General features: G+C 39.4%; 14 protein-coding genes. 12 read left to right on the forward strand and 2 right to left on the reverse strand.

Translation table 11 applies throughout. From position 1 onward, the window contains the following. Positions 1 to 373 precede the first annotated feature (373 nt). The 4 genes from ACOQO5_RS17345 to ACOQO5_RS17360 are packed head-to-tail and all read left to right on the forward strand — an operon-like array spanning position 374 to position 7,242. Complete coding sequence (locus ACOQO5_RS17345; protein WP_420582950.1) at positions 374 to 1,105, forward strand: hypothetical protein; 732 nt, start codon at positions 374 to 376, stop codon at positions 1,103 to 1,105. Then, positions 1,102 to 3,867 (forward strand): TonB-dependent receptor, encoded by a 2,766-nt coding sequence (locus ACOQO5_RS17350; RefSeq protein WP_420582951.1) that lies wholly within the window; start codon positions 1,102 to 1,104, stop codon positions 3,865 to 3,867. The genes ACOQO5_RS17345 and ACOQO5_RS17350 overlap by 4 nt, the downstream gene beginning before the upstream one ends. A 5-nt stretch (positions 3,868 to 3,872) precedes the next feature. Further along, complete coding sequence (locus ACOQO5_RS17355; protein ID WP_420582952.1) at positions 3,873 to 5,036, forward strand: DUF4249 domain-containing protein; 1,164 nt, start codon at positions 3,873 to 3,875, stop codon at positions 5,034 to 5,036. Between the two features lies 1 nt (position 5,037). Beyond that, entirely contained in the window at positions 5,038 to 7,242 is a 2,205-nt protein-coding gene (locus ACOQO5_RS17360; RefSeq protein ID WP_420582953.1) for a hypothetical protein, read from the forward strand. Here the strand turns inward: ACOQO5_RS17360 and ACOQO5_RS17365 are convergent. Next, positions 7,239 to 7,808 (reverse strand): TlpA family protein disulfide reductase, encoded by a 570-nt coding sequence (locus tag ACOQO5_RS17365; RefSeq protein ID WP_420582954.1) that lies wholly within the window; start codon positions 7,806 to 7,808, stop codon positions 7,239 to 7,241. The two genes, ACOQO5_RS17360 and ACOQO5_RS17365, sit on opposite strands and share 4 nt — an antisense overlap. 139 nt (positions 7,809 to 7,947) lie before the next feature. On the opposite strand from ACOQO5_RS17365, the gene ACOQO5_RS17370 reads away from it, so the two are divergent. The 7 genes from ACOQO5_RS17370 (at position 7,948) to ACOQO5_RS17400 (ending at position 21,529) form a co-directional block, all read left to right on the forward strand. Continuing rightward, positions 7,948 to 10,188, forward strand: a complete 2,241-nt coding sequence (locus tag ACOQO5_RS17370) for a Tex family protein (RefSeq protein WP_420582955.1) — start codon at positions 7,948 to 7,950, stop codon at positions 10,186 to 10,188. A gap of 115 nt (positions 10,189 to 10,303) precedes the next feature. After that, on the forward strand, positions 10,304 to 12,172 hold the full coding sequence (locus ACOQO5_RS17375; RefSeq protein ID WP_420582956.1) for a hypothetical protein: 1,869 nt from the start codon (positions 10,304 to 10,306) through the stop codon (positions 12,170 to 12,172). Beyond that, on the forward strand, positions 12,108 to 12,629 hold the full coding sequence (locus tag ACOQO5_RS17380) for a hypothetical protein (RefSeq protein ID WP_420582957.1): 522 nt from the start codon (positions 12,108 to 12,110) through the stop codon (positions 12,627 to 12,629). Before ACOQO5_RS17375 ends, ACOQO5_RS17380 begins: the two co-directional genes overlap by 65 nt. A gap of 170 nt (positions 12,630 to 12,799) precedes the next feature. After that, positions 12,800 to 14,173, forward strand: a complete 1,374-nt coding sequence (locus tag ACOQO5_RS17385) for a pyridoxal-phosphate dependent enzyme (protein ID WP_420582958.1) — start codon at positions 12,800 to 12,802, stop codon at positions 14,171 to 14,173. 200 nt (positions 14,174 to 14,373) lie between these two features. Next, positions 14,374 to 16,338, forward strand: a complete 1,965-nt coding sequence (locus ACOQO5_RS17390) for a histidine kinase dimerization/phosphoacceptor domain -containing protein (RefSeq protein ID WP_420582959.1) — start codon at positions 14,374 to 14,376, stop codon at positions 16,336 to 16,338. Between the two features lie 332 nt (positions 16,339 to 16,670). Next, entirely contained in the window at positions 16,671 to 19,637 is a 2,967-nt protein-coding gene (locus tag ACOQO5_RS17395; protein ID WP_420582960.1) for a choice-of-anchor tandem repeat GloVer-containing protein, read from the forward strand. A 440-nt stretch (positions 19,638 to 20,077) separates the two neighbouring features. Beyond that, on the forward strand, positions 20,078 to 21,529 hold the full coding sequence (locus tag ACOQO5_RS17400) for a PKD domain-containing protein (RefSeq protein ID WP_420582961.1): 1,452 nt from the start codon (positions 20,078 to 20,080) through the stop codon (positions 21,527 to 21,529). Positions 21,530 to 21,874: 345 nt separating this feature from the next. On the opposite strand, the gene ACOQO5_RS17405 is transcribed toward ACOQO5_RS17400, so the two are convergent. Beyond that, positions 21,875 to 25,126: a S41 family peptidase gene (locus tag ACOQO5_RS17405; RefSeq protein WP_420582962.1), complete on the reverse strand. Its 3,252-nt coding sequence runs from the start codon at positions 25,124 to 25,126 to the stop codon at positions 21,875 to 21,877. A 240-nt stretch (positions 25,127 to 25,366) separates the two neighbouring features. Here ACOQO5_RS17405 and ACOQO5_RS17410 point away from each other — a divergent pair, with 240 nt between their 5' ends. Continuing rightward, positions 25,367 to 25,522: a hypothetical protein gene (locus ACOQO5_RS17410; RefSeq protein WP_420582963.1), complete on the forward strand. Its 156-nt coding sequence runs from the start codon at positions 25,367 to 25,369 to the stop codon at positions 25,520 to 25,522. Positions 25,523 to 25,604: the final 82 nt, after the last annotated feature.

Below are 25,604 nucleotides of genomic sequence, written 5' to 3' on the forward strand. Positions count from 1 at the left end.
TCGTTTGTTTTAAGTTTTATAATTGATTATTTAGAGATACGACGATTGGTTTTATTCATTTAGGACATTTTTAAAATTTATTTTTCAAAAAATTATTTCTCTCATCCGTTCAGCTAAATATGATAAGTATTAAAAGTTAACGAATCCATGCGTAGAATGTCAGTAGTTGGAACTGTTCTACATTTAATTACAAGTATGTTGGCTGTGATTTCATTGATGTTTCTACTCAGTCCGATTTGGATAGGGTTGACAAAAAGTGTCATCAAAAAGACCTTGCAATACACCGATTTGAAATACATTGCTATTTGTGAGATTTACCCTCCTTTTCTGCTAAAAAATAGATTGAATTTAGTAGTTCAATAAAGTATAAAACTTGTCCAGACTAAAGTACATTCTTTTTACAGCACTTTGTGTTGTGAGCTTGGGAGATCTATTTGCCCAATATTCCACAGTTGGTCTTGATCTTGATGGTGATATGGCAGCTTGGTACGATGCAGCTATTGGGCCGGGAAAGTCACCAATATTGGAGGGTACATTTTACAAACTAGAATACACCGCTCTAGATGAAACGCCTTACTTCAAGGGGGCGCATTGGGCAAAGGGTGAGTTGCAGTTCAATGGACAGTCCTACAAAGGGGTCAGTTTGCTCTATAACTCATTCAAAGATTTATTACTCATTAGAAATTCTGCTCTGCAGTATTCATCTATACAATCCACTCTACTGAACCAACAAAAAGTCGATGGATTTACTATTCATAAAAGACAGTTTGTGCACTTAAAAGACTCACTCGTACCAAGTTATGGTGATGGTTTTTATGAGAAATTTTATGAAGGCGATACCATTCAGTTTTTTATAAAAAGAATTAAAAACGAATATGTAAGATCCAGTAAGGTCGAATTCTTAGATGAAGACAAGTATTTTCTATTTGATGGCCATAAATACGTCAAATATGCTGGTAAGAATAGTCTTTATAAAACATTCCCTGACTTAAAGTCTTCATTAAAATCTTATGGGAGCAGCTTAAAAACGAAACTGAAACGTGGTGAAGAAGAAGGTATGCTCCAGCTGTTGATTCATTGTGATAAATTATTGATGGAAAAATGAAAAATCTATTACTCTTCGTTTTTCTGGGCTGTTTGATTTTTGAGGAAAGTTATGCTCAAGTTCAAAGTCCTCAAGGCTCGACTCACTTTATCACAATCAAGGAGGCACTTTATTCTATCGAACAATCTAATGAAGTAAAATTCTTCTATATGGAAGAATGGATAAGCGATTACAAAGTGGAAAGAGCCCTTTTGAAATTGCCGGATTTAGAGCAAAAACTAAAAACCCTGTTTGCCGAGACATCCTTGGACTACTTCATCAAAGACGATCAAATTATTTTATTAAACAATACTTCTATAATTACTAATCCAGCCATCATGCAGTTTTATGATCAGCAGCGCGAGGTTGATGATGGCGAGGTGGTATTTGCACAAGACCAAAGAAGCAAAGAATTGAACGTAGAGAAAATTTTGCATGCTATTGGAGTAAGAAGCAGATTCGAAAAAGGAGAAAAAAGTACCATCGCCGGATACATCAAGGATGCCCAATCTGGTGAACCTGTAGAAGGTGCGTTTGTATATATCCCTAGTCCTTATCTAGGTACATCCACAGATGCCCAAGGATTTTATTCCTTGACAGTACCCAGCGGAAAAAATAATCTGTTTGTACAATCGGTAAATATGAAAAACACTACCCGAAACCTGATGGTTTATTCTGATGGTAAACTGGATATAGGTTTGGAGGTAGATGTAATTGCGCTAAACGCCGTAGTGGTGAATGCAAACCGCGAAGTGAACGTACAAAGCCCCCAAATGGGTTTAACCAAAATTGACCCTGAAAGCATGAAGATTGTTCCTGCACTCCTTGGAGAAAAGGATCTGATCCGGGTATCAACTACTACGGCGGGAGTTCAGTATTTGGGAGAGGGCTCAGCGGGCATCAATATCCGAGGAGGCAAAGCAGATCAAAACTTGTTCTTATTCGATGGAACACCCATCTACAATACCAATCACTTCTTCGGTTTTTTCTCTGTTTTCAACAGTGATGCACTCTCTGGTGTGGAACTCTACAAGAGTGGTATTCCTTCTGAATTTGGTGGGCGATTGTCTTCTGTTTTTGATGTGAGAACTAAGCAAGCAAATCAAAAAAAGTTTTCAGGGACTGGAGGCATTGGTCCTGTGACCTCAAGATTGACTTTGGAAGCACCAATTGGAAAAAAAGGACCTACTATTATGCTTGGAGGTAGAGCGACTTATTCCGATTATGTCTTGAAAAAAATCAAAGACTCTCCCTTGAAGAATAATGATGCTTCATTTTATGATTTGGTAGGCAAAATAGATCATCAATTAAGTGAGAAAGATGAGATTTCCGTTTCAGGCTATTACAGCCATGACAAATTTCAACTGTCATCAGATACCCTATTGTCTTACACAGATTTTTCTTATACCAATCAGATACTTGCACTCAATTGGAAACACGTATTCAATGACAAGTGGCAAGGACATTTGCATACAGGAATAAGCAACTATGACTACAATATTGGTTATGATGTATTGCCGACGCAGGCCTTTCGAATAGACTTTGCGGTAAGAGAACGATTGGCTTCGTTAAAATTTGATCGATACATTTCAGAAACGATGAATTTGAAGTTTGGAGCTGAGGCCAAGTTCATAGATGTACAACCAGGTAATAAGAAGCCTATTGGAGAGGCTTCTTTGATCTCACCAGATGCTTTGAGTAAAGAACAGGGCAGATCTACTTCCATGTTCGTTTCGGCAAGATATAGCCCATCTGAAAAATTCACTTTGGATGCTGGCTTGAGGTATAATATCTACACGGCAGTTGGCCCTGCGACCGTCAGAGAATATGCCGAAAACTCTCCCAAAGATTTGAGTTACGTCATAGGAACAAAAGAATATAGCCAAGGAGAACGAATCACTACGTATCATGGAGCAGAGCCAAGGTTGGCGGGTAAATATTCCTTGAATGAGACGAGCTCAATCAAGGCCAGTTACGGAAGGACCAGACAGAATATTCATCTATTACTGAATGCAGCTTCAGTAGCTCCTACCGATATTTGGAGATTGTCGGGCACACATATCAAACCGCAAATTGCAGATCAATGGGCCGTGGGTTATTACAAAAATATTTATGGAAAGCATACCATCGAATTGTCAGGTGAGGCCTATTACAAGAAAATACGAAATCTTGTCGATTTCAAAGTTGGAGCTGATTTGCAATTCAACCAAGCGATTGAAACAGATCTGCTGCAAGGACCGGGTAAATCGTATGGTTTGGAATTGTCAGTGAAGAAATCATCGGGATGGCTGACTGGCTGGATTAATTACACCTATTCACGTTCGTTGATTCAGCTGAAAGGAGAGTTTCCTGAGGAGACGATCAACGGTGGTGAGTATTTCCCAACTGGCTACGACAAACCGCACTATATCAATACAGTAACCAACTACAAGTTTTCCAGAAGATTTACCATGACTTTGAGTGCAGTATATGCTACTGGTGTACCTGTTACCTATCCGATTGGTAAATGGGACTTCAAAAATTCAGAAAACTTGGTTTACTCAGATCGCAATGCTTTTCGCATACCCAATTATTTCCGATTGGATTTAGGTTTTAATATTGAAGGAAGCCACAAAATTAAAAAATTGGCTCACTCTTCTTGGAATTTTTCTATCTACAATCTCTTAGGTAGAGACAATGTATACTCTGTTTTTTTTAGGGTAGAAGAGGGTGAAGTGAATGGATACAAAATGAGTGTCTTTGCCAACCCGATTCCAACTATCACTTACAACTTTTCTTTTTAATGAAAATGAGAAACATAAGTGCAATCGTTTTATTACTTGCTTTCACGGGTTGTGTAGAGCCTTACGATTTTCAGGTCACTGAAACTGTAGAGGTTTTGGTGGTAGATGCACAATTGACTAATGAGCAAAAAGCACATCGAGTCGAGCTATCCCTATCTCGTGCCATAGATAGCGATACTTCCACTAAAGTTACAGGTGCAGATGTACGGATTGTTGAAGATGGAAGCTTGGAAATCAGTTTTAATGAATCTAATCCTGGCGTTTATGAAACTCATCCATCAGTTATGGGAAAGACTGGCAGCTCGTATGTCATACACATCAAATTGTCGAACGGAAATACCTATCAGTCTACACCGCAAGTTCTGTCTCCATCCGTTCCAATAGACAGCGTTTATGGTCATTATATTGAAATTCCTTCGGATCAGAATGCGGAAATTAAAAAAGGCATTCAGTTTTTCGTAGACACGCACGATGAGTCAAACGATGTTTCATTCATTAGATATGAATACAAGGAAGATTTTGAAATTAAAGTCCCATACCCATCCGGATATGAGTGGGACTCAAACACACAGACCTTTGGGCCTAGATCAGAAGATATTGGAACCTGCTACGGTGATGGTCAAAATAGAAACTTAATCATTGCGAGCACTAGTGGGCTATCTGAAAACAGGTTGAATGCTTTTCCAATTCAAATGGTTGGCGTAGACGACCCTCAACTTGAGCATAGATATGCGTTGACTGTAGTACAGTATATGCTGAATCCCAGTGCTTATCAATACTACAAGAATCTGCAAGAGAATAATGTGTCTTCCGGAAGTTTTTTTGACAAACAAAAGGGAACCATCGCCGGCAATATTTTTAATGAAAATAACTCTTCTGAGCCTATTTTAGGTTTTTTTGAAGTCGCTGGGGTTTCTATGATTACTAAATTTTTCAATTCAAGTGATTTTAGAGATCAAGGTTTTATTCCCAATTACGATTTCCAAAAATGCAATCCTCAAACAGCGCTTGACACCGTACAAATAAATGATTTGAATACTGAATTGTTGTCTTCATACAATATCGTTGAGTTTCCAGTGACCGTACCGAATGGTGCCATTATAGCCACTGTGCCGTGTAGTGATTGTAGAGTCTATGCAGATAATGTAAAGCCAGATTATTGGGATTGATATGAAAAAACTCACCTTCATTTTATGGCTGATGATTCCAAATATGTTGTTTGCACAAAACAACATCAGAGAGTCTGTGTTTACTCATCTTAGCTCTTCGGAACTATTGGTTGGAGAGACCTTACAATTCAAAAGTTATGTATACAGTGAGCAAACAGGCAAATTGTCAGGCTTGAGCCGAATCTTGTATATCGAAATATTGAATGACTTAGGCAGTCCAGTGTATCAAACCAAATTGGCCATAAACGAAGGACAATGCTCAGGTAGCATTTTTGTGCCTACGGACTTAGAGACAGGTAATTATCAGTTTGTAGCCTATACTCGATGGATGAAGAATTTTGATCAGTTTTTCCATGAGTCATTCGCTATTATCAACCCATATATTCATCAAAAATTCCTCACTCTTCCAGATCAGGAGGTCAATGTTCAGATTACTGTGGAAGGCGGGAAACTCTTGCCAAACGCAAAAAACAAAGTAGTGCTAAGGGTTACCGATCAGTTTCAAAGAGGCTTTGGGGCCAAAGGAAAAATAGTGTCAAACAAAGAGCAGGAGCCTAAGCAGGTGGTTACTAATGATTTTGGATTTTTTAGTTTTTATATCACACCAGAATCTGACGAAACGTATCAGTTGATTCTTGAAAAAGATCAAGGATTTGAGTTTTTTGATTTACCGAAGCCGTGTGAGGACTGCACGCAATTTAGAGTAATACAGACGGCTGATTTTTTCGTGGTCAAGTCAAAGACTAGTGACCCAGAAGAATTGACCCAAGTCCAAGTAGACATATTCAAAAATCAAAAAAGTGTTTTTTCAAGCCCTGTGGTTTTGAATACCGCACTCTCGATTCACAAAAGTAATTTACCGAAAGGATTGCTTCGAGTGATTTTCTCTGGCAATGGGGACGATGTAAGAGAACGATTGATTTGGAATGGTGATATGATAGCTAACCCAATCGAATTTTTGGGCCACTATGAAAGCAGCGCTCAGGTCGATGTGCAATTCCCCGATTTGCCGGCCGGGCATTTTTCAATTTCCGTAGAACAGACAGATTCGAAGCGCGAGGCATTGAATGTTCTATGGTATTCCGCTCTTAGAAATAAGATTGATCAAAACCTGCCAAGTGCATTTTTTCAACTGGCTACTGTAGAAAGTCTCGACAATATGTTGCTCACTTCGAGCTATACAGGCGGATCAGAAAATCCCGAAGAGGTGAAATATTTGCCAGAATTTCGTTCGGGCATTGTGCAAGGTAAGGTGACCAACGACCAAGGAAAGCCTGGTATTAATTTGCCCATAGGATTGGCTTTTTCAGGTGTCCATAGGCAATTGCGTGCTTCTATTACGGATTCGCTCGGTCGATTTGTTTTGACCTATGATCCAGAAGTATCTGCTGGTGAACCTGTCATTGATGTACTAGCTGAAGGAACAAATTCACAAATAGTTATTGAGCCTGAGTTTTATAGTTCTTATCCATCGTTCACCCATTTTCCTGTTGTCTTTGACTCTGCCAAAATTGCTGCTATTGTAAAGCGAAGCATACATAATCAAATTATGAATGCCTATTTTACTCCGAACCAAGAGGATAAAAACAATACTTATATTTCTCAATTTGGCGATGTAAAAAGCTATAAGCTGGATGATTACACTCGATTTGCTACGATGCGCGATACTTTTATTGAGTTAATTGTAGAAGTTGGTGTAAGTAAAAATGAGGGCAATTTTGATTTCAATATGCGCTCGCAGGATTTAGTCAATGGATTCTATGAGGAGTATCCCACTCTACTATTGCTGGATGGAGCATTTGTTTCTTCTAAAGAATTGATGAATCTATCACCTTATGTAGTGGAACGGATCGATGTCATCAATCATAAATATTACTTTGGAAAAAGTATCTTCAACGGAATATTGTCGGTACATACAGTAGCTAACGACAGAGGAGAATTAGAGCCTAAAGGAGTAAAGGCTGACCTGCTTCCTGTGGAGATAGAAAAAAGTCCACAAGTGATTCAAGTTTCTCAGGTGAAAGAACAAAAAGTGCCTGCTTTTCAGGATCTTCTGTATTGGAACCCACAAGTAGGCCACGATGGTGGGCCGTTGAAATTGGAGTTCATGACCTCCGAGGTCAAGGGGAAATTCGAAATTAAAGTGGAGGGGATTTCCAATGATGGGAAAGCCATTAGCCAGCAGGCTTATTTTACAGTTGATTAGTTATTGACCTTTCCGATTCTGAGCAAAGCCCTAAACTCCTCCGTATCATATTTTGCCATGCCAGTTCGTGTGGCTATGATTTTCCCTTCAGGAGAAATAACAAACGTGGCTGGTATCGATTGGCTTTCGAAAACTTTGGGCATCACGGAAGCTTCTTGATAGATTGGAAATGAGAAACTTTTCCTTTCGATGAAATTCTTGGCTTTGTCAAAATTGTCATCTCGACTGATCAATACAAAAACCACATTTTCATCTTGCATTTTTTTGTATAAATCATGAATGTCTGGCATCTCGGCTATACATGGTGGGCACCAGGTAGCCCAAAAGTTCAAGAATACAGTCTGCCCTTTGAATTGATTGAAGTCAATAACTTGGCCCTGTTCATCCAAGAGTTTAAAATTATAGTCAGCTTCATACTGTTCATTTTCATTTAAAACATCGGCTTGGATAATTCCCGTCGATAGAATCAAACGCTGAAAGAAACCAGCCACTTCGGCGTATCCGAAAAAATATATGGAGCAAACCAACCCAATGATGAACCACCAGTCTTTGAGAATTTTTTTCATAAATCTTTGTAAATCAAACCTAATGTAAGGATGTGGAAAACTTCTTTGAACATATACAAAAGTAGAGTGATATTAATTCCAACGGGTGATTAAATTTGATGCACTCAATTTTTCAACAAACAAAAGAATTCAGAATCGTATGAGTCAAAAGCATATTTCTTTGATCGCTACAGAGCACCATGTTCCAGTATCCGGAGTAGCAGCCGTGGTGGCCCTTTTGGATGAAGGAGCGACTGTTCCATTTATCTCTAGATATAGAAAAGAGCAAACCGGAAGTTTGGACGAAGTGGCCGTAGCCTATATCAAAGACCGTATTGGCAAGTTGCGTGATTTGGACAAGCGAAGAGAGGCGATTCTAAAATCAATTGATGAGCAGGGCAAGATGACGGATCAGTTGAAAAAGAAAATTGAAGCAGCGTTGACCATGACCGAATTGGAGGATATCTATCTTCCCTACAAGCCTAAAAGAAAGACGCGAGGTTCCATGGCGAAGGAGAAGGGATTGGAGCCATTGGCGAAATCCATTTTCGATCAGGGGTTAGGCGATCCAGAAGAATTGGCATTGAAGTATGTCAATGACGAAAAAGGAGTGAAAGATGCTGAAGAAGCTTTGCAAGGTGCGAGAGATATCATCGCGGAATGGGTCAGTGAAGATGCAGAAGTCCGTGCCGGATTGAGAAAATTGTTCTTAGACAAAGCCGTGATTAAATCTACGGTCATGAAAGGCAAAGAACAGGAAGGACAGAAGTACAAGGATTACTTTGAGTGGGAAGAGCCTTTGAAAAAATGCCCGTCCCATAGACTGTTGGCCATGAGGCGTGGAGAAAAAGAGATGGTACTCTCATTAGATATATTTCCTGATGAGCATGATGCCAATTTCTTGCTGGAGAAAAAAGTCATTACCGGGCAAAATGCCAATGTGAAGCAAGTCAAAATGGCGCTTAAAGATGCTTACAAACGACTGCTGAAGCCTTCTATGGAAACGGAAACTAGAGTGTCTTCTAAGAAGACAGCTGATGATGAGGCCATTCAAGTATTTTCAGAAAATTTAAGACAATTGCTCTTGTCACCGGCATTGGGTCAGAAAAATGTGATGGCGCTTGATCCTGGTTTCAGAACTGGTTGTAAAGTGGTGTGTCTTGACAAACAAGGGAAGTTGCTCGAATTTGAAGCGATATTCCCTCACGAACCGCAAAGAAAAACAGCCGAGGCTACTGCTATTGTCAAGCACATGGTTGACAAGTATAACATAGAAGCCATAGCCATTGGCAATGGAACCGCCAGTCGAGAGTCAGAAAGTTTTATTAGGTCTATAGGATTGCCATCCCATATCATTATTGCCATGGTTAGCGAAAGTGGGGCATCGATTTATTCCGCTTCAGAAGTAGCAAGAGAAGAATTTCCAGATCAGGATTTGACAGTTAGAGGAGCCGTATCCATCGGTCGGAGAATGATGGACCCATTGGCTGAATTGGTGAAACTGGATGCCAAATCGATTGGAGTGGGACAGTATCAGCATGATGTGGATCAAAACTCATTGAAACACTCTTTAGATGATGTGGTAGAAAGTTGTGTAAATGGAGTCGGTGTCGAATTGAATACTGCGAGTAAACAATTGCTTACCTACGTTTCTGGTCTTGGTCCCCAGTTAGCCGATAATATTGTGAAATTCAGAAATGAAAATGGACCATTCAAAAATAGAGCGGCTCTAAAAAAAGTGCCTCGCATGGGGGATAAAGCCTTTGAACAAGCGGCGGGTTTCTTACGGATTCGTGAAAGTAAAAATGTATTGGATGCCAGCGCTGTACACCCAGAGCGATATACTACAGTAGAAAAGATGGCTGCAGATTTAAACAGTACAGTATCTGATTTGGTAAAAGATTCATCTGTTAGAGCGAAAATTGATCCGAAGAAATATGTTACCGATGACGTAGGATTACCGACACTGAAAGATATCATGGATGAATTGGCCAAGCCTGGTCGTGATCCGCGTGAGCAATATGAAGCATTCAGTTTTCAGGAAGGAGTGAATGAAATCAGCGATTTGAAGATTGGTATGAAGCTGCCGGGTATAGTCACTAATATTACCAAGTTTGGAGCATTCGTTGACGTTGGAGTGCATCAAGATGGACTAGTACATGTGAGTCAGTTGTCAGATTCATTTGTGAGCGATCCTGCTGCAGTTGTTAAACTTCAGCAACAAGTGCAGGTTACCGTTACCGAAATAAATGCTGCTCAAAAAAGGATTTCTTTATCTATGAAAGCAGATCCCTTTGGCAAACCCAAAAAGAAATTTGAACGGAAGCAAGAGGCAAAACAAGAGGTTCAAGGAGACCTTCAGTCCAAATTGTCCATGCTCAAAGGAAAATTTAATAGCTAGTTCTTCGTTTTTCAATATTGTTAAGGATTTTTCCTCGGAAAACTATAATTTAATCTGGGAAAAATCTTTTACTACATTTGTGGTAAACCAGAAAATCAATCGAAAAGAGATAGAAATGCAGAAATCAATCCTATTCGCACTTATTATTTTATCATGTGGTGTGTTCCACACTTCTTTTGCTCAGAAAAAAGTTAAATATGATAAAGACATTTTTCCCCTTATAGAAGCTAAAAATTACGATCAGGCTATGCCGATGTTATGGAGTTATTTGGCTGACCCAAAAAATGCAGAAGAACCAAATCCGAATTTGCAAATTGGGCTGTATTACGAGGGTTTAGTAAACAACTATCATATTATTTCTGACTCCACTGCTATATTGGGAGCTTCTGATACTGCGGTGATATACCTCACCAAGGCGAAAACATTGATTACTGAAAAGGAACTAAAAAAGAACGATGAGTTTTATCAGGATTTTTATAGAAGAGATTTGAGGACTGGAGATTTTGGGATCAAGATTTCTGATGTTCAATTGGATATTGAGAAAAAGCTACAGAGCTTAAGAAACATCAACAAATATTCAAAATCTATTTATTCGGATCTATACGCCATCAACAGCGCCAACGAATTTTCGATGGCAGCTTATCAAGCTTTTGCTACTCAATATCCCAATATCAATGATCTGTATTTAATGGCAAATGACGGATTAAAAGATAGTCTGGCTGCGGTCGTAGATAAAAACACAGAGATCAAAGAGAAGTTTTCCAACGTTAGAGATGCAGTGAGCCGAATAGGCAAAAAAGGTTATAGCCCAGAATTAGAATGGAAAGAAATTGCTGAATATGGTGAAGATGGGCTGACTTCTGTAGATTTTTTCATCAACGATGTGGAAGCATGGAATTATGGAGAATGGGCCGAAGGTGTTGAAGACATTATCAAGCGAGATATTACCAGATTGAAAAGTCAGATATCTCAGACAAATAAAGACCTAAAAGCTCAAGGAGAAAGTATTAATGGTGGTTCAGGGATATTGAATGAAGACTTGATCACAGAAATTGATGCAAAGTTACTTTCAGATATAAGCAAGTTTGATGAAAATGCTTTGGCCATCGATTTACTAAATATCTTGGTGAGTAAAAACAAGTTTGATTATTTGACCAGCGAAACATTGAATGAACGATTGGCCGATTTGGATGATGTAGATTATCAACTAGCAGTGTCTGATAGTCTGGTGCAACTTTTGGACATTATTGAAAATGCCGTGGAGAAGTTGGTAGAGCCTGGAATCACCATTGGTGCCAAAAAATACAATAAGTTGATCACTGAGCAATATGGTGGAGAAATGGGGCTCATCAAGTATCGTCAATCATTAGAAAATGAGCTGATGGATGATAGAGAAGAATGGATGACTTACAATGAAAAATACAAATCTCGAGCTCGCTGGGGTATAAGTGAAGATGGTAGTGAATCCCTGTATCTTATTCCTCGTATGGACAGTACTTATGTGGCTAGAGATTTCTCTAAGTTTTACTCCATTGTTTCGATGAAAGATGATTCGTCTAATACGTATGTAGTGGGGCTTGAATTTCAAGGTGCTTCGGATCAAGGGTTTATTGCCCGAGTAAATAATGCCAGAACTATACTTTGGAAAAGAAATTTTGATATCAGAGGATTCGCTTACAGCGACAGTGAATTTTTGGTAGACGGAAAATTCATCCCATCTCAAGAAGGAACACTTGCCGTTTATATTTATTCACTGGTGCCTGAGTCAAAGAAAAACATAGTGGCTGTGTCTGTAACCCCAGAAGGTGAAACCAACTGGGTAAATTCATTAAAAATTAGCAGAGCTCCAGTGGATGTGAAGTTTAACGATATTGTGAAAGAGACCATCTTCTATACCAAAACAGAGGAAGAATTAGAAAATGGAGGAGGGGATCCAAACGATCCTGGGTATTTTGCTGTGGATAGAAGTGGTAACGTTAGATAAAATTTCCTTTTTTCTTGGTGTAGGTTTTCTAATCTTGTTTTCCGCGTGCGGAACCAAAGACATCACGAAGTCCTATGAAACAACTCATGCGAATAGGTTGCTTTCTGCGGATTCCACAAAAGTTTGGTCTTTAATAAGTCGGCAGCAAAATGGAGAAGATGCTTTTGGGCCTTGTACAGAAAACAACACACTCACTTTTGTGAAGGCCACCACAGATTCTCTATACATTACCGGGCGTCCTGCGACCTGTGGTTCACCTGACCCTCTAGCGATCATGTATCAAGCAAAATATACATTGGACGGGGACGAAAGGAATATATTCTTGAATTCAATCAGTCTTACAGAAGAAGAATTTCAGACCATTGGCTCCATGCAGGTGGACGAACTGACTTCTACTTTTTTAAAGTTGACCTATACGCAAAATGGCAGCACTATAGTAGAAAGCTATTCAAACTAAATTCCTTCATTTTCGACTTGAGTATGGGAATACCTATTTATCTTCCTAATTTTGCGGTTACAATTAACTCTCAATTATGAAACCGACGGTTGGTTTTATAGACGTCTATTAAATTGGCAAAAGTTCGATAGTAGCAAATAGACTAACTGTGGCCGTCAAAAAATAAGCATATGAAATTCCATAACTCTATCATCGATACAATCGGTGACACTCCTTTGGTAAAGTTGAATAGTGTGGCCAAAGGCGTAAAAGGTACCATTTTGGTTAAGCTTGAATACTTCAACCCAGGAAATTCTATGAAAGATAGAATGGCGTTGAAAATGATTGAAGATGCTGAGAAAAATGGTGTTTTGAAACCTGGGGGAACCATAATAGAAGGGACATCTGGCAATACAGGCATGGGTTTGGCTTTGGCAGCCATTTCCAAAGGTTACAAGTGTATATTTACATTGGCTGATAAGCAAAGCCCTGAGAAGATGGATATTCTTCGTGCAGTGGGAGCAGAAGTACATGTATGTCCTACCAATGTAGAGCCCGAAGATCCTCGTTCTTACTATTCTGTAGCTAAAAAATTGAACGAAGAGATTCCAAATTCATTTTATCCCAATCAATACGATAATGAGTCCAATGCCTTGGCGCATTACGAAAGTACAGGGCCTGAAATTTGGAGAGACACCGAAGGAAAAATTACTCACTATGCAGCTGGTGTTGGTACAGGTGGTTCTATGTGTGGTGTAGCTAAGTACCTCAAAGAACAAAACAAGGATGTGGTATCTGTTGGGATTGATACATACGGCTCTGTTTTTAAGAAATATAAAGAAACAGGTCAATTCGATGAAAACGAGGTGTATCCTTATTTGACTGAAGGCATCGGAGAAGATATTCTTCCAAAAAACGTAGATTTTAGTGTGATTGATCACTTTGTGAAAGTGACAGATAAGGATGGCGCATTGATGACCAGAAGGTTGGCCAAAGAAGAAGGCATGTTTGTCGGATGGTCTTGTGGCTCAGCTGTGCATGGTGCCATTGAATACGCCAAAGAAAACTTGAAGGAAGACGATGTGATGGTGATCATCATGCCTGATCACGGCACCAGATATTTAGGTAAGATTTATAACGATAATTGGATGCAGGATCATGGTTTTACTGAAACCGGCAGTTTTGCTACAGCCAGAGACATTGTAGCTAGCAAAAATGGCCAGGGTGAAGTGTTCACCGTAGAAAGTGACGCTAAAATTGGTGGTGTGATTGCTACTATGAATGATCATGGTATAGATCAGGCGCCAGTGGTGAAGGATGACCAGTTTGTAGGAAGTATCTCTGATGCTAAAATTTTAAAAGCGTTAATAGAAAACCCATCATTGAAGGATCAGCCAATTTCAGAGATCATGGATGCGTCGTTTAAGTTTATTGCCTTGGATAATACCGTAGATGTGATGTCTAAAATTCTGGATAAAGACACTAAAGCTCTACTGGTGAGAGATGATAACAATAGAGTTCATATACTCACACAAACGGACTTGTTGGTGAGTTTGACTAAATAGAATCAATTGAATATAAGATTTTAGAGCCACTTCCATTGGGGAAGTGGTTTTTTTGTTTCTAGCATACAAACTTGGTTTTATGCCGACATTGCACTCGAAGTATTATTTAAGTAATTTTCAGTATGAACCTAAATAAGCGTATTCTCTTAGTCCTTTTTTTTCTACTTATTTTCTTTACCGGTTATGCCCAACTTGACAGTTTGAAGTTAGAACTGAAAACCGCTACCGGTGAAAAACGCGTAGATGTCCTCAATAAAATTGCCTTCACTTTCGGGTATTCTAAATTTGATTCCGCCAGGTACTATGGTGAGATCGCATACAGTGAAGCCACTCAATTAAACTACCTGGATGGAAAAGTTAAATCCTATGTCAACATTGGTTACTCGTATTTTGATGAAGGTAGAATAGATACAGCCATGATTCTAATGAAGCGGTCTATTTCTGAGTCTGTTGAAAATAACAATCCTGAAGGCGAAATGGACGGCTATCTGGCTTTGGGTATTGTTTATGATAGTAAATCTTATCTTGACAGCGCAGCATGGGCCTACAAGAAAAACATTGCCATGGGCAAGTCTCTCAATAAGATACAGAAGTCTACCTCAGCTATAGGAAATTTAGGAAATGTATATCGTCAACAAGGATTGTTTGAGATGGCCATCAGTCAGTATTTGGAAGCGGCTGAAATTAATCTGGAATTGGGAAAGGCAGGTAAACAAGCTAATTTCTTAGCCAATGTTGGTTCTGTTTATCTGGAAGATCACAATTTTGAAAAAGCAGAAGAGTATTCAGCGAAGGCATATGAGTTGGTGAAAGACACAGATTATACCAGAACCAAGTGGTACGCACGCACAGGTCAATGTTTAGCCTTGGGAAACCTCGATCGTTATGATGAGGCCCTGGCCGGGTTTAATGAAATTCTTAAAGAGGCGCAAGCTTTGGGTGATCCATATCAGGAGCCAACTACTTATCATAATTTGGGTGATTTATTTAATGATAATGGAGAACATGAAAAAGCATTGGGATCTGCATTAGCGGCTCTTGAAGGTTTTGAAGCAGTTGATTCAAAATATGGAATATTGAAGTCTCACACACTTCTTTGTACCATTTATGGTAAAGTAGGAAAAGTAGATCAGGCATTTTCGCATTGTGAGGTGGCATCCGAAATGGCGCAAGAATATAATCATGAAGGATCATTGAAAGAGATATACAAATATCAAGCAGAGGCTTTTGAACTAGTTGGTAATTATAAAGAGGCCTATGCTGCCAGACTCCTGTATGAGGAGGTGAAAGACGAACAATTAGGAGAAACTCAGGATCGTCATATTGCTGCATTGACGACTAAATTTGATACCAAGGAAAAAGAAATGAAAATTCAGGTTCAGGAAGAACAACTCGCTGCTCAGCAAAAATTAATAGATCAGCAGCGTATCATTCAAGTACTCATATTGTTGGTTTTACTTGCCGTCGTGACGATGGCGGTGATTGTATGGAGAAATGCGAAAAAACAAAAAGTGGTCAATAGGCAGTTGAATGAGCAGAAAGAAACGATTGAAAAAACCAGCAAGGAACGAGAAACTTTGCTCAAAGAAATTCACCATAGGGTAAAAAACAACCTGCAGGTGATTTCTAGTCTATTGAGCATGCAATCTCGACAAATGGATGAAGGTGAAGCCAAAAGTGCTGTCCGTGAGGGGCAGAGTAGAATCAAGTCTATGTCGCTCATTCATCAAAAGCTATACAGCCAGGATGAGCTGTCTCGTATAAACATGAAAGACTATATTTCTGAATTAAGTCAGTATTTGTTCAAGAGCTACAATACAGGTGAATCTATCAAAGAGGTTTTGGAGACAGAGGAAATTCAATTGGATGTGGATACTGCCGTACCTCTGGGTCTTATCATTAATGAATTGATAGCCAATGCATTAAAATATGCATTTGATGACAAGAAGGATGGTCAATTGAAAGTGCAATTTGCTGAAGACGGAAATGCATATAAACTCATGGTGAGTGATAATGGTAAAGGCCTGCCACCGAAATGGGAGCAAAGAAAAAATATGGGCATGAGGCTGGTGCAAATTCTTGTCGACCAGCTGGAGGGTGAATTACAAATTGACAATTCGAAAGGAACATCATTTATGATTACTTTCGAAAAACATGCCGCCTAGGTAGATTAGACCTTTTGTCTTTTGGAGTCATACTACAGTAATGTGCTTTTTGTTTACAAATTATTGCAGTTCATCCCAACATTAGAACATACAATCAAATTGTCATATAGATTTAGGCTTTTCACAAACTAAAAACAACGAATGTATGCTGAATTTACCAGTTCAAGGCAGATGCCCGTCCCAATTCCCTTCTCTTAATATTGAAAGGTCTTAAGAAACCAATTCAAACGTAGATATTCAAAAATTCAGCACGTTGTTTGTCTTTTGAATGCTGAAAGCGACTCTCTTTTGAAAGAAAAGAGTCTATTGATAATTATACTATTAAATAAGCTATGCTAAGAAAGTTTATCATTTATTGTGTTATTGTTTTATCACCCACTGTTCTCATTGGTCAGTCCACCGAAATATGGGGAGTAACTTCAGAGGGAGGTCTCGGTGACTTAGGGACCATCTACAAAACAGATGAAAATGGTTTGAATGTAGAAGTAGTTCATTCCTTTATGGGGACAGATGGTCTTCGTCCCTATACATATGGCGGACCAATGCTTGCCAGTGATAATAAGATTTATGGAGCGACCGCATATGGTGGAACCAATGGCAAAGGAGTCATATTTAGCTTTGACCCAACCACTAAAGTGTATGAAAAATTATATGATTTTGATGACGCAAGCGGATGGTTTGTTTACGCTCGTTTGACCCAGGGAGCAAATGGAAAGCTATACGGTACCACCTCAAGCGGAGGTTCAAATTCCCAAGGAACCTTGTTTGAGTTTGACCTATTAACGAAAATATTTACTAAGCTTCATGATTTTGACGATGAAGATGGAAGGTCAAGCTATGGTGAGCTCATAGAAGTAGACGAAGTGCTCTATGGTATGACTTACAAGGGGGGCACCTCAGGTGTAGGTGTTATTTTCAAATATGACTTTACAGACGGCTACAGTGCGATATATGAATTCACCAGCACCACCTCAGATGGTGCTAACCCCTTTGGAGGGCTGCTTTATGATGAGGGAAGATTTTTAGGCTTGACTTCTGCTGGCGGTGTCAATGGAAAAGGCTGTATTTTCGAATTTGATTTGAATGATGGGTATACGCAACTTCATGATTTTGATGATACAAACGGGAGTAGCCCGAAAGGTACACTGGTGAAAGCAGACAATGGAAATTTCTATGGCATGACTCAATCTGGTGGTGGAGCGATTCTTGGAGTAAGCGGAGTTATTTTTGAGTATGCACCTGAATTGGAGGTCCCTTTCTCTAAACTATATGATTTGCACAACGAAACTGGCGATTATCCCTATGGTAGCTTGATCGCCGATGGAGGAAACCTGTATGGGGTGACATACTATGGTTCGGGCTACTACGAGGATGATGTGTTCGTTGAAGATCATGATAGAGGCTCGGTATTCAAATTTGAAATTTCTGGAAACACATTTACCAAATTATACAAAGGAGACGTCTGGCCAGGGATAGGTACTTTTACGGGAACCCCCTTATTATATAATGACAAACTTTATGGATTCGCATCCAATGGCTATCCTTCTTATAGCGTAATGTACTCTTATGATCTGATGGATTCTGAAGTTGCTGTTGAGCATAAGTTTGTTGCATTGGAAGGAGAAGGACCACGGGCTAGGCTGATTCAAGCCTCCAACAAAAAAATATATGGTACGACTACCTTTGGTGGAGAATACGGCGACGGAGTTATCTTCGAATATGATCCCTTTGCTGATACGCATACTGCACTACACTCATTTGATGAGGCGGGTGGTCAGCCTTACGGAGGACTCACCGAAATGAGTGATGGAATCTTTTTTGGTGCCACTTATAATGGCGGAGCAAACGGAGATGGCGCCTTATTTCGATATACTCTCGAAACGAACACTTTTGAGAAATTTCATGATTTTAATGAAGAAGAGGCTATTGGAGATCAGGCCATCAGTAGTTTGGTAGAATTGGATGGTCTACTTTATGGCACCACCTCTTTTGCTGGGACTAATGGAGGAGGGTCAATATATTCTGTTGATCCCAATACGCTTGAAGTAACCGTTCGCCATGAATTCGATGGAATTTCATATGTCACGGGTGATTTAGTCCCACATGATGGGAAATTATATGGTACGGGATACGATGAAATTTTTAAGTTTGATCCAGCGGACGATTCGTATACTTCCATCGGTACATTGCCATCCGGAAGTTCAACGAATAAGCTCATTCTAGCGTCTAATGGGCGCTGGTATGGCACTGCCTATAGTGGTGGGACTAATAGCTCTGGGGTACTTTTTGAGTTTGACGAAGAGGAAGGCGACGTTTCTATTAAATTTAATTTTGATGGAGTAAATCATGGGAAAAATCCAAGGGGAGGAATGATTGAACTTGAAGGAGTTTTGTATGGAACCACCTATAGTGGTGGAGCAAACAGTAATTACGGGACTTTTTTCAAATATGATTTGACATCGGAGGAGCTAACGAGGTTGCATAGTTTCAACTGGGCAACAGATGGCTTGGGCAGTCGACCCTTTTATACCACACCACTTGTGGTTGAAATCAAAGAGTTTCCTGCATTGTCTTTAGCTGATGAAGATAAGGTTTATGGAGATGAAGATTTTGAATTTTCTGTGGACAGTGATTCCGATGGTACCATCACTTATGCGACATCGGATGCTGCAGTTCTTCAAATCACCGATCAAGAAAAAGGTAGCATTCATGGAATAGGTGAAGTGGAAGTGACGGCTTATCAGGCAGAATCTGCCACTCACTATGAAGCCAGCGCAAAATCTACGGTTACTATCAGCAAAGGACAGCTTACTGTAAGCGCGTCTGACCAAGTCAAATCCGAAGGTGAGGCTAACCCTCTGCTCACCTTTACTTATAGTGGATTTGTATATGGAGACACGGAAAATGACTTGGACGCCGTACCCGTAGCCACTACAACAGCTGAAAAATCGAGTGAAGCAGGAAGCTACCCAATCACAATTTCAGGTGGTGAGTCCGCTAAATACAACTTCAGCTATCAGTCAGGAACGCTTATCATAGAGGCTCTGCCTCTTGGAGTCGAGCCTCATGAACGATTTCAGATTTATCCTAATCCTACGGCAGATGAGTTGTTTATAGAAAAAATTGAAGACTTTGAAATTTCATTTTATGATTCACAAGGTCGTTTTGTGGAGGTGGGGCAGATCCACCGCGACGAAAAGAGTTTAATAGTTAGTCTAAGAAGTCTGGAGCCAGGAATATACTTTGCGAGTCTTTCTTCTGAAGAAGAGTCTTATCAATTTAGATTGATCAAGAGATAATATAATATTACCACACAACAGGTCAATGAATCGCCACTCGAACTGGGTGGCGATTTACATTCTATAAGCTATCTGAAATGTGAATCAATAGTGTGCTTGGTTTGATTGGTTCAAAGAACCTTGTAAGCCCGTAAATACAATTTTATGCGGATCTTTTACAAAATTTCGCAGTTCATCCCAGTCTCACGGAATCTCATGAAATAGCTATCTACATTTATGTTTTTCACAAACTAAAATTTAGATAATCATGAAAATTTTAACACTTGGAGCCAGACTATTGGCATTGATAGGCTTGCTTTTTTTTTATTCAGTCTTGTGACCTCGAAGATTTAACAGGCAAGGATGACGATGATGATAAGGAAGTATTCAAATCAGGAGCCCTTCCTTCAAAATTTAGTGGGTATTGGTATGACGACTTGGGCAATCTCCAATATCATATATTGACAGAGGACTCAGAGCATTATATTGGTATTAATCCTGGAGTATATTATGTCTATGATGAGTATCAAATTGATGGAGATGTTTATATCGTTGTTGGAGAGCCTGATAGTGGAAGTGATAAGACTTTCTATTTGAGAGAATCAGACTCTTCTGGAGAAATAGAAATCAGTCAGGTCAGTGCGAGTTCCGGGTTTGCTAATTATTTCGAAACTCCTCCTGTGATCTCACCGGTAGCCAATTTTTCGGCCTCAGCTCAATCTATTCTAGAAGGAGAATCTGTAACATTTACAAATACCTCTAGTGCAGATGGTTCTTATTCATGGGTATTTGAAGGCGGAAGCCCGAGTAGCTCCTCAAGTGAAAATCCAACGGTTACTTATAACACTGCAGGTAAATATGATGTTACTTTAACAGTAACAAACAGTGAAGGAACTGATACCGAAACCAAGACCGAACACATTACAGTAACATCTGCAGCTGTTATGAGAGGTTTCGCTTGGTGTGGTAATTCTACGTCTGCAAGTTATACGGCTGATGCAAGTTATTCTTTCAATTCCGAAGGAGGATCGATTACCATTACAAGGTCTACCACAGGGTCTTATGCCGTTAGGTTTGCGGGCATGGCTATGACTAACGTGAATGTTCATGCCTCAATGTATGGTACTTCTGAAGGTGCAGCAAGAGTGCATTCATGGAGTAATTCTGGTAATGACTTAGTGGCTAATATCAGGACTTTTGATAAAGACGCAAATTTGGCAGATAAAGCATTCACAATATTTGTTACAGGAACTGGTTTTGACGGAGCCTATCTTTATTCGGATCAGGAAACGAAATCTGGTACATATACAGTAAATACAAGCTTTGCTTATAATAGTAGTGGAGGTTCACCAACAATCAACAGTCCAAGTAAGGGTAATTATAAAGTGACCATTCCTGGTGTGGGCTCTTCCTCTGTGAATTTGGGAAATGTTCAGGTGTCTGCGGCTGGTTCAGTTAGTTCTATTGCAAAAATCAAAGAATGGAAACTTGAAGGAAGTGATTTGGTTGTAGAAGTGAGAACCTATCATTCAGGGTCTGGAGCTCCGATAGATGCTAAGTTCAATCTGCTATATACCAAAGGCCTGACCAAAACCACCGGAGCATATTGCTGGGCAGATTTAGAAACATCGACTAGTTATACTCCACTTAGATTGCTAAACTCCGGTTCTACTACCAGCAACAGTATAACATCACAAAGACAATCCACTGGTTACTATAAATTGATCGTTAAGAATCAAGCTGGAACAGGTAATACGATTCTAGTAACTGCCCTTGGGGACAATAACAATAAGGCAACAGTTTCTTCATGGGGTTCAGATGGTTCTGATTTAGTGGCTTATGTGAGAACATACAATAGTAGTGGAGTGGCTACCGATGCAGAATTTTCCTTTTTTACTATTTATAAAGACTAATCAGAAAGCCGTTTAAAGGTTTGTGAAAAATGATGCCCTAAATTCTAAACAGCCTCTGGTTTTATTAAACGCCCTTTGCTTTGCAAGGGCGTTTTTTTATAGATTCATATATGGATGAGATTGACGAATTGAGAAAATTATTACTACACTTATAACGAAGCCCTTTCCAAATCGTGGAAAGGGCTTTCTTTATCATTAGTCTAAAATTTGGCTTGCTTTTTGTATTTCAAAATTCGTCAACCAACCAATGTTCAAATGAAGTACTGGATTTTAGGTTTAAGAATACTAGCGTTCCTAATGATGTTAATCATTATTTTACGCTAGTGTAATTATTTGAAAACTGTCTTAATTATTGATTTCTTTGAGTAGCTGCTCTGTTGCCTTTTTCAGCTGACTGTCCTCATTTCTGCTGCGTTCATCAGGTGCATTGTCCAATACAATATCTGGTACAGCGGGTCCTAATTCCATATTTTCTCCTGTTTCTTTTACATACCAAGCTCTAAATGGTAACCGTATCCAACTACCATCGATCAATCCTCTGCCGCTGGTAGATATAACTGCCCCGAAGGTAGGTTTACCCACTAATGTGCCTATACCCAATTGCTTGTACGCATGCGAGAAAATTTCAGCATTGGAATAACTGCTTTCATTACACAATGCGATGGAAGGTTTCGTCCATGCAGGCAAAGGCAGTCTTTCGCTGTATGGATAGTACTCAGTAAACTCAGTATTGTTGTTTAAGCTTTCGGTGGCACCCCTAGGAATTGTATAGGCATGTTGCTTGACGTTGAGAATAGCCATCAGGTGATCAGTAGTCCACCCACCTCCATTGAATCTAACATCGATCACAATACCTTTTTTGCCATACCCTGCTGCAGCAAGTTCTCTTTCAAATCGTTCGAAACTTGCCCAACCCATGGCTTGGATATGGATATAGCCAAGTTGACCATTCGAATATTCTTCGACTAGTTTCTTTTTTTCTTGCACCCAGGCTTTATATCGAGCGTTACTATTGCTGGACACAGGTCTGATTTCAACTTCTCTATATTGTCCACTTGTGTTTTGAACAGTTAGTAATACTCTTTCTCCTGCGGTGTCATTCATCAATTCAAAATAGTTTGTATTAGAATCTATTGAAGTGCCATTGACAGCAGTGATAGTTTCTCCTATATCGATTGAACTAATTTCTCTATCCGCAGGCATTTGAGGAAGTTTGCCAATAACTTCTACACCTGTCGTGTTAGGCTTTAATTCAACCCCGATAAGTCCTGTGCTGGCTGATTGAGTATCTTTTCTTAGGTCTCCTCGGTATAGTCCCATATGACTCGCATTGATTTGCCCAAGCATCTGATTAAATACTGAATTAAAATCCTCTCTGGTCGAGGCTTTCATCGCTAGAGGTTTGTAGGTTTTTTTTAATAGATCAAAATCCTGGCCATGAAAATTTGGGTCATAAAATCTTTTGTCCAGCGCCATCCAGGCTTCTTCAAATATTTGATTCAATTCTTCTTTGAAATCTATATCTATTTTAGCAGATATCGGCAGAGATTCTTTTTTGTCACTTGCAAGTTTAAATCTAGCAGGCTTTCCTCCTTTTAGCGTGGCATAAATGAATTCATTTTTAGCGTCCATTACGAGTCCGGTAGGTTCTACTCCACCTGATGTAATGGCTGAGTGATCTTTTTTGTCCCAGGAAATTTTGAACAAATCGATATCTACTTTTGCAGGCTTTCCCCATCCGTCAGTACTAGTTCTGTAATAAATAGTTTTCCCATCTTTAGAAATCAAGGGGCTTATTTCATTGCCATAAAAGGCAGTTACTTGTTGGAGTCTTTCATGTATGTTTTCAAAGTCAATTTGAATAGCTGCTACTTCATTTTTTATTTCCTTGCTATCTGACTTACCCTTTTTCTTTTTCTTAGCCGGAACCGGATCTGATTGTGGTTTTTCTTTTTCGTCATCATATTTCCATTCGTCAGCTGTTTTCTCCCAATCTGATTTTTTCAACCAAAGAAACCAGATGTCATAGTCGTTGTTGCTACGGGCAGAAGTAAACACCAGCTTGCTTCCATCTGGACTCCATATTGGATCACTATCATACTTTGGGTGCATCGAAATGTTGACCGGCTTTTTACTTCCGTCTGCCTTAAGAATGTAAATCTCTTCGTTGAAATTTAAATCTTGCTGGCTATAAGCCAACCACCTAGAATCAGGAGACCAGGATAGTCCGGATGGTGGAGCCCAGCCATCTAGTAGAGTCTTCTCATTAGAAATAATTCCAGTGTTGGAAATGGATGCTGTTAGTAATTGACCTCTACCTCGTCTGAATACAAGGGTTTTGAAATCAGGAGAAATTACTAAGTCGGATTCTTCTTCATTGGTTTCCGTTACTTTGATTACATCTAGTTTTAAAGTTTTGAACAAATCACCTTGTTTGGCATCTGCAGAGCGGACAGCATAAATGTCATAGTTGCCTGCTCTGTCCGAAAGAAAAATAAGAGTAGAATCATTAACCCATTGAGGTTCTAAATCTCTGTAGGGAGAGTTTGAAACATTAATGGTTCTACTTTTTTCTTTGTCATTTTCAGTGATGAATATTTCACCTCTGATAACTATAGCGCTATAGTCCCCACTAGGCGAAGGAATGATTTGATCTACCTTGCTTCGGTAAGTTTTTTTCTCAATCGGGTCAAATCTATAATCAGATCCAATTACTAAATTTATTGGAGAGGCTTGTTTGGAGATTGCATTGATACTAAACAATTCATCTCCTTTATCAAGGAGTATAGTTTGCCCTTTATTTCCAACGCTAAATGACGTAATTCCCATATCTGTATATGAGGTGATAGACTCAATATCTTCAGTTTTAGCGCCATTAGTATCAAGATTAATCTGATGGACATTATACCTGCCACTTCTTGCAGATTGGAAGTACAGGGTTTGGTCATCACCCCATTTAGGATAAATGTCATTATGTGTATCAGTTGTTAGTTGAGCGTATGTGCCATTTTCAGAGTCATACAACCATATATCTGTATTGGCTGGGCCATCATATGCTTCTCTTTCGCTTCTACACGATCCTTTTACAAAGGCTACAAACCGTCCGTTCGGTGATTGCACTGCTTGAAAACCCAACGCATCCAAATATCTAGAAGGAGTTCCTCCAGATAGGTTAACTACTTGAATCTCGTTATCCCATTCTATTTGACGGTAGTTCCTGTTTCCGTGAAATATGACTTTTCCGTCCTGAGTCACATCACTAGGTGTATCACTTGAAGAATGAAAAGTGAGTTGTTTAGGAGATCCTCCATTCAAACCGATATAGTAGATGTCATTATTGCCATTTCGATCACTCCTGAACACAATCCCTTTGCTATCTGATGTCCAAAAAGGTTTGGTCTCATATCCTTCATGAATAGTCAATCTACGCGGATTGGCTCCGTTTGCCGCTGCAGTCCAAATGTCCCCTTGATAAGAAAAGGCTATTTGGTTTCCATCAAGACTTAGTGCTGGAAAATTAATAAGAGGCTTAGTAAGCTGAGCAAAGCTGTTAAAGGCCAATGTCCAGGCTAAAATAGTAGTTGCGATTTTTTGCATTGGTTTATTGAGTTTTATGGGCTACTAAAGTAAAATATTATCCAGTGGAAAGTTTATCATTTTGTTAACTGGTTATATATCGAAATGAAAGGTTGTTGGCTGCTATCTATTCATTACCAAACCCTTGGTGGACGAAGAGGGTTTAGGTCTTAACAATTTCTTGACTTTAGGTGGGAGAATTAATCAAGACGTCACGGTGGGTTAAAATCTAGTAGATATGCGGATACTAGCTTTGTTTGTATGAAAACTCAAACAAAACAATGGATGTCTCTTGGTCTGTTTCTGATGATGGCCTTAACAGCTTGTGACGTAGAAGATGACCCTCAGCCAGCCCGAAGAAATCAACAATCGAGCAATGATGACTTACTAGAGGTCATTGGAGTAATTGATGAATAGTCCTCCAGTTTGACTAGGAAAACTAATTTGCTTATAGCGATATAATGGATCATTTAGGTTAGATGCATTTTTTTTGTTCTAG

The sequence above is a fragment of the Reichenbachiella sp. genome (assembly GCF_965223055.1).
Taxonomy (GTDB): domain Bacteria; phylum Bacteroidota; class Bacteroidia; order Cytophagales; family Cyclobacteriaceae; genus Reichenbachiella.

Coding starts and splice junctions, on each gene's coding strand:
- ACOQO5_RS17350 (WP_420582951.1), top strand. CDS start 1,102: ATGAAAAATCTATTACTCTTCGTTTTTCTGGGCTGTTTGATTTTTGAG.
- ACOQO5_RS17355 (WP_420582952.1), top strand. CDS start 3,873: ATGAGAAACATAAGTGCAATCGTTTTATTACTTGCTTTCACGGGTTGT.
- ACOQO5_RS17360 (WP_420582953.1), top strand. CDS start 5,038: ATGAAAAAACTCACCTTCATTTTATGGCTGATGATTCCAAATATGTTG.
- ACOQO5_RS17365 (WP_420582954.1), bottom strand. CDS start 7,808: ATGAAAAAAATTCTCAAAGACTGGTGGTTCATCATTGGGTTGGTTTGC.
- ACOQO5_RS17370 (WP_420582955.1), top strand. CDS start 7,948: ATGAGTCAAAAGCATATTTCTTTGATCGCTACAGAGCACCATGTTCCA.
- ACOQO5_RS17375 (WP_420582956.1), top strand. CDS start 10,304: ATGCAGAAATCAATCCTATTCGCACTTATTATTTTATCATGTGGTGTG.
- ACOQO5_RS17380 (WP_420582957.1), top strand. CDS start 12,108: ATGGAGGAGGGGATCCAAACGATCCTGGGTATTTTGCTGTGGATAGAA.
- ACOQO5_RS17385 (WP_420582958.1), top strand. CDS start 12,800: ATGAAATTCCATAACTCTATCATCGATACAATCGGTGACACTCCTTTG.
- ACOQO5_RS17395 (WP_420582960.1), top strand. CDS start 16,671: ATGCTAAGAAAGTTTATCATTTATTGTGTTATTGTTTTATCACCCACT.
- ACOQO5_RS17405 (WP_420582962.1), bottom strand. CDS start 25,126: ATGCAAAAAATCGCAACTACTATTTTAGCCTGGACATTGGCCTTTAAC.
- ACOQO5_RS17410 (WP_420582963.1), top strand. CDS start 25,367: ATGAAAACTCAAACAAAACAATGGATGTCTCTTGGTCTGTTTCTGATG.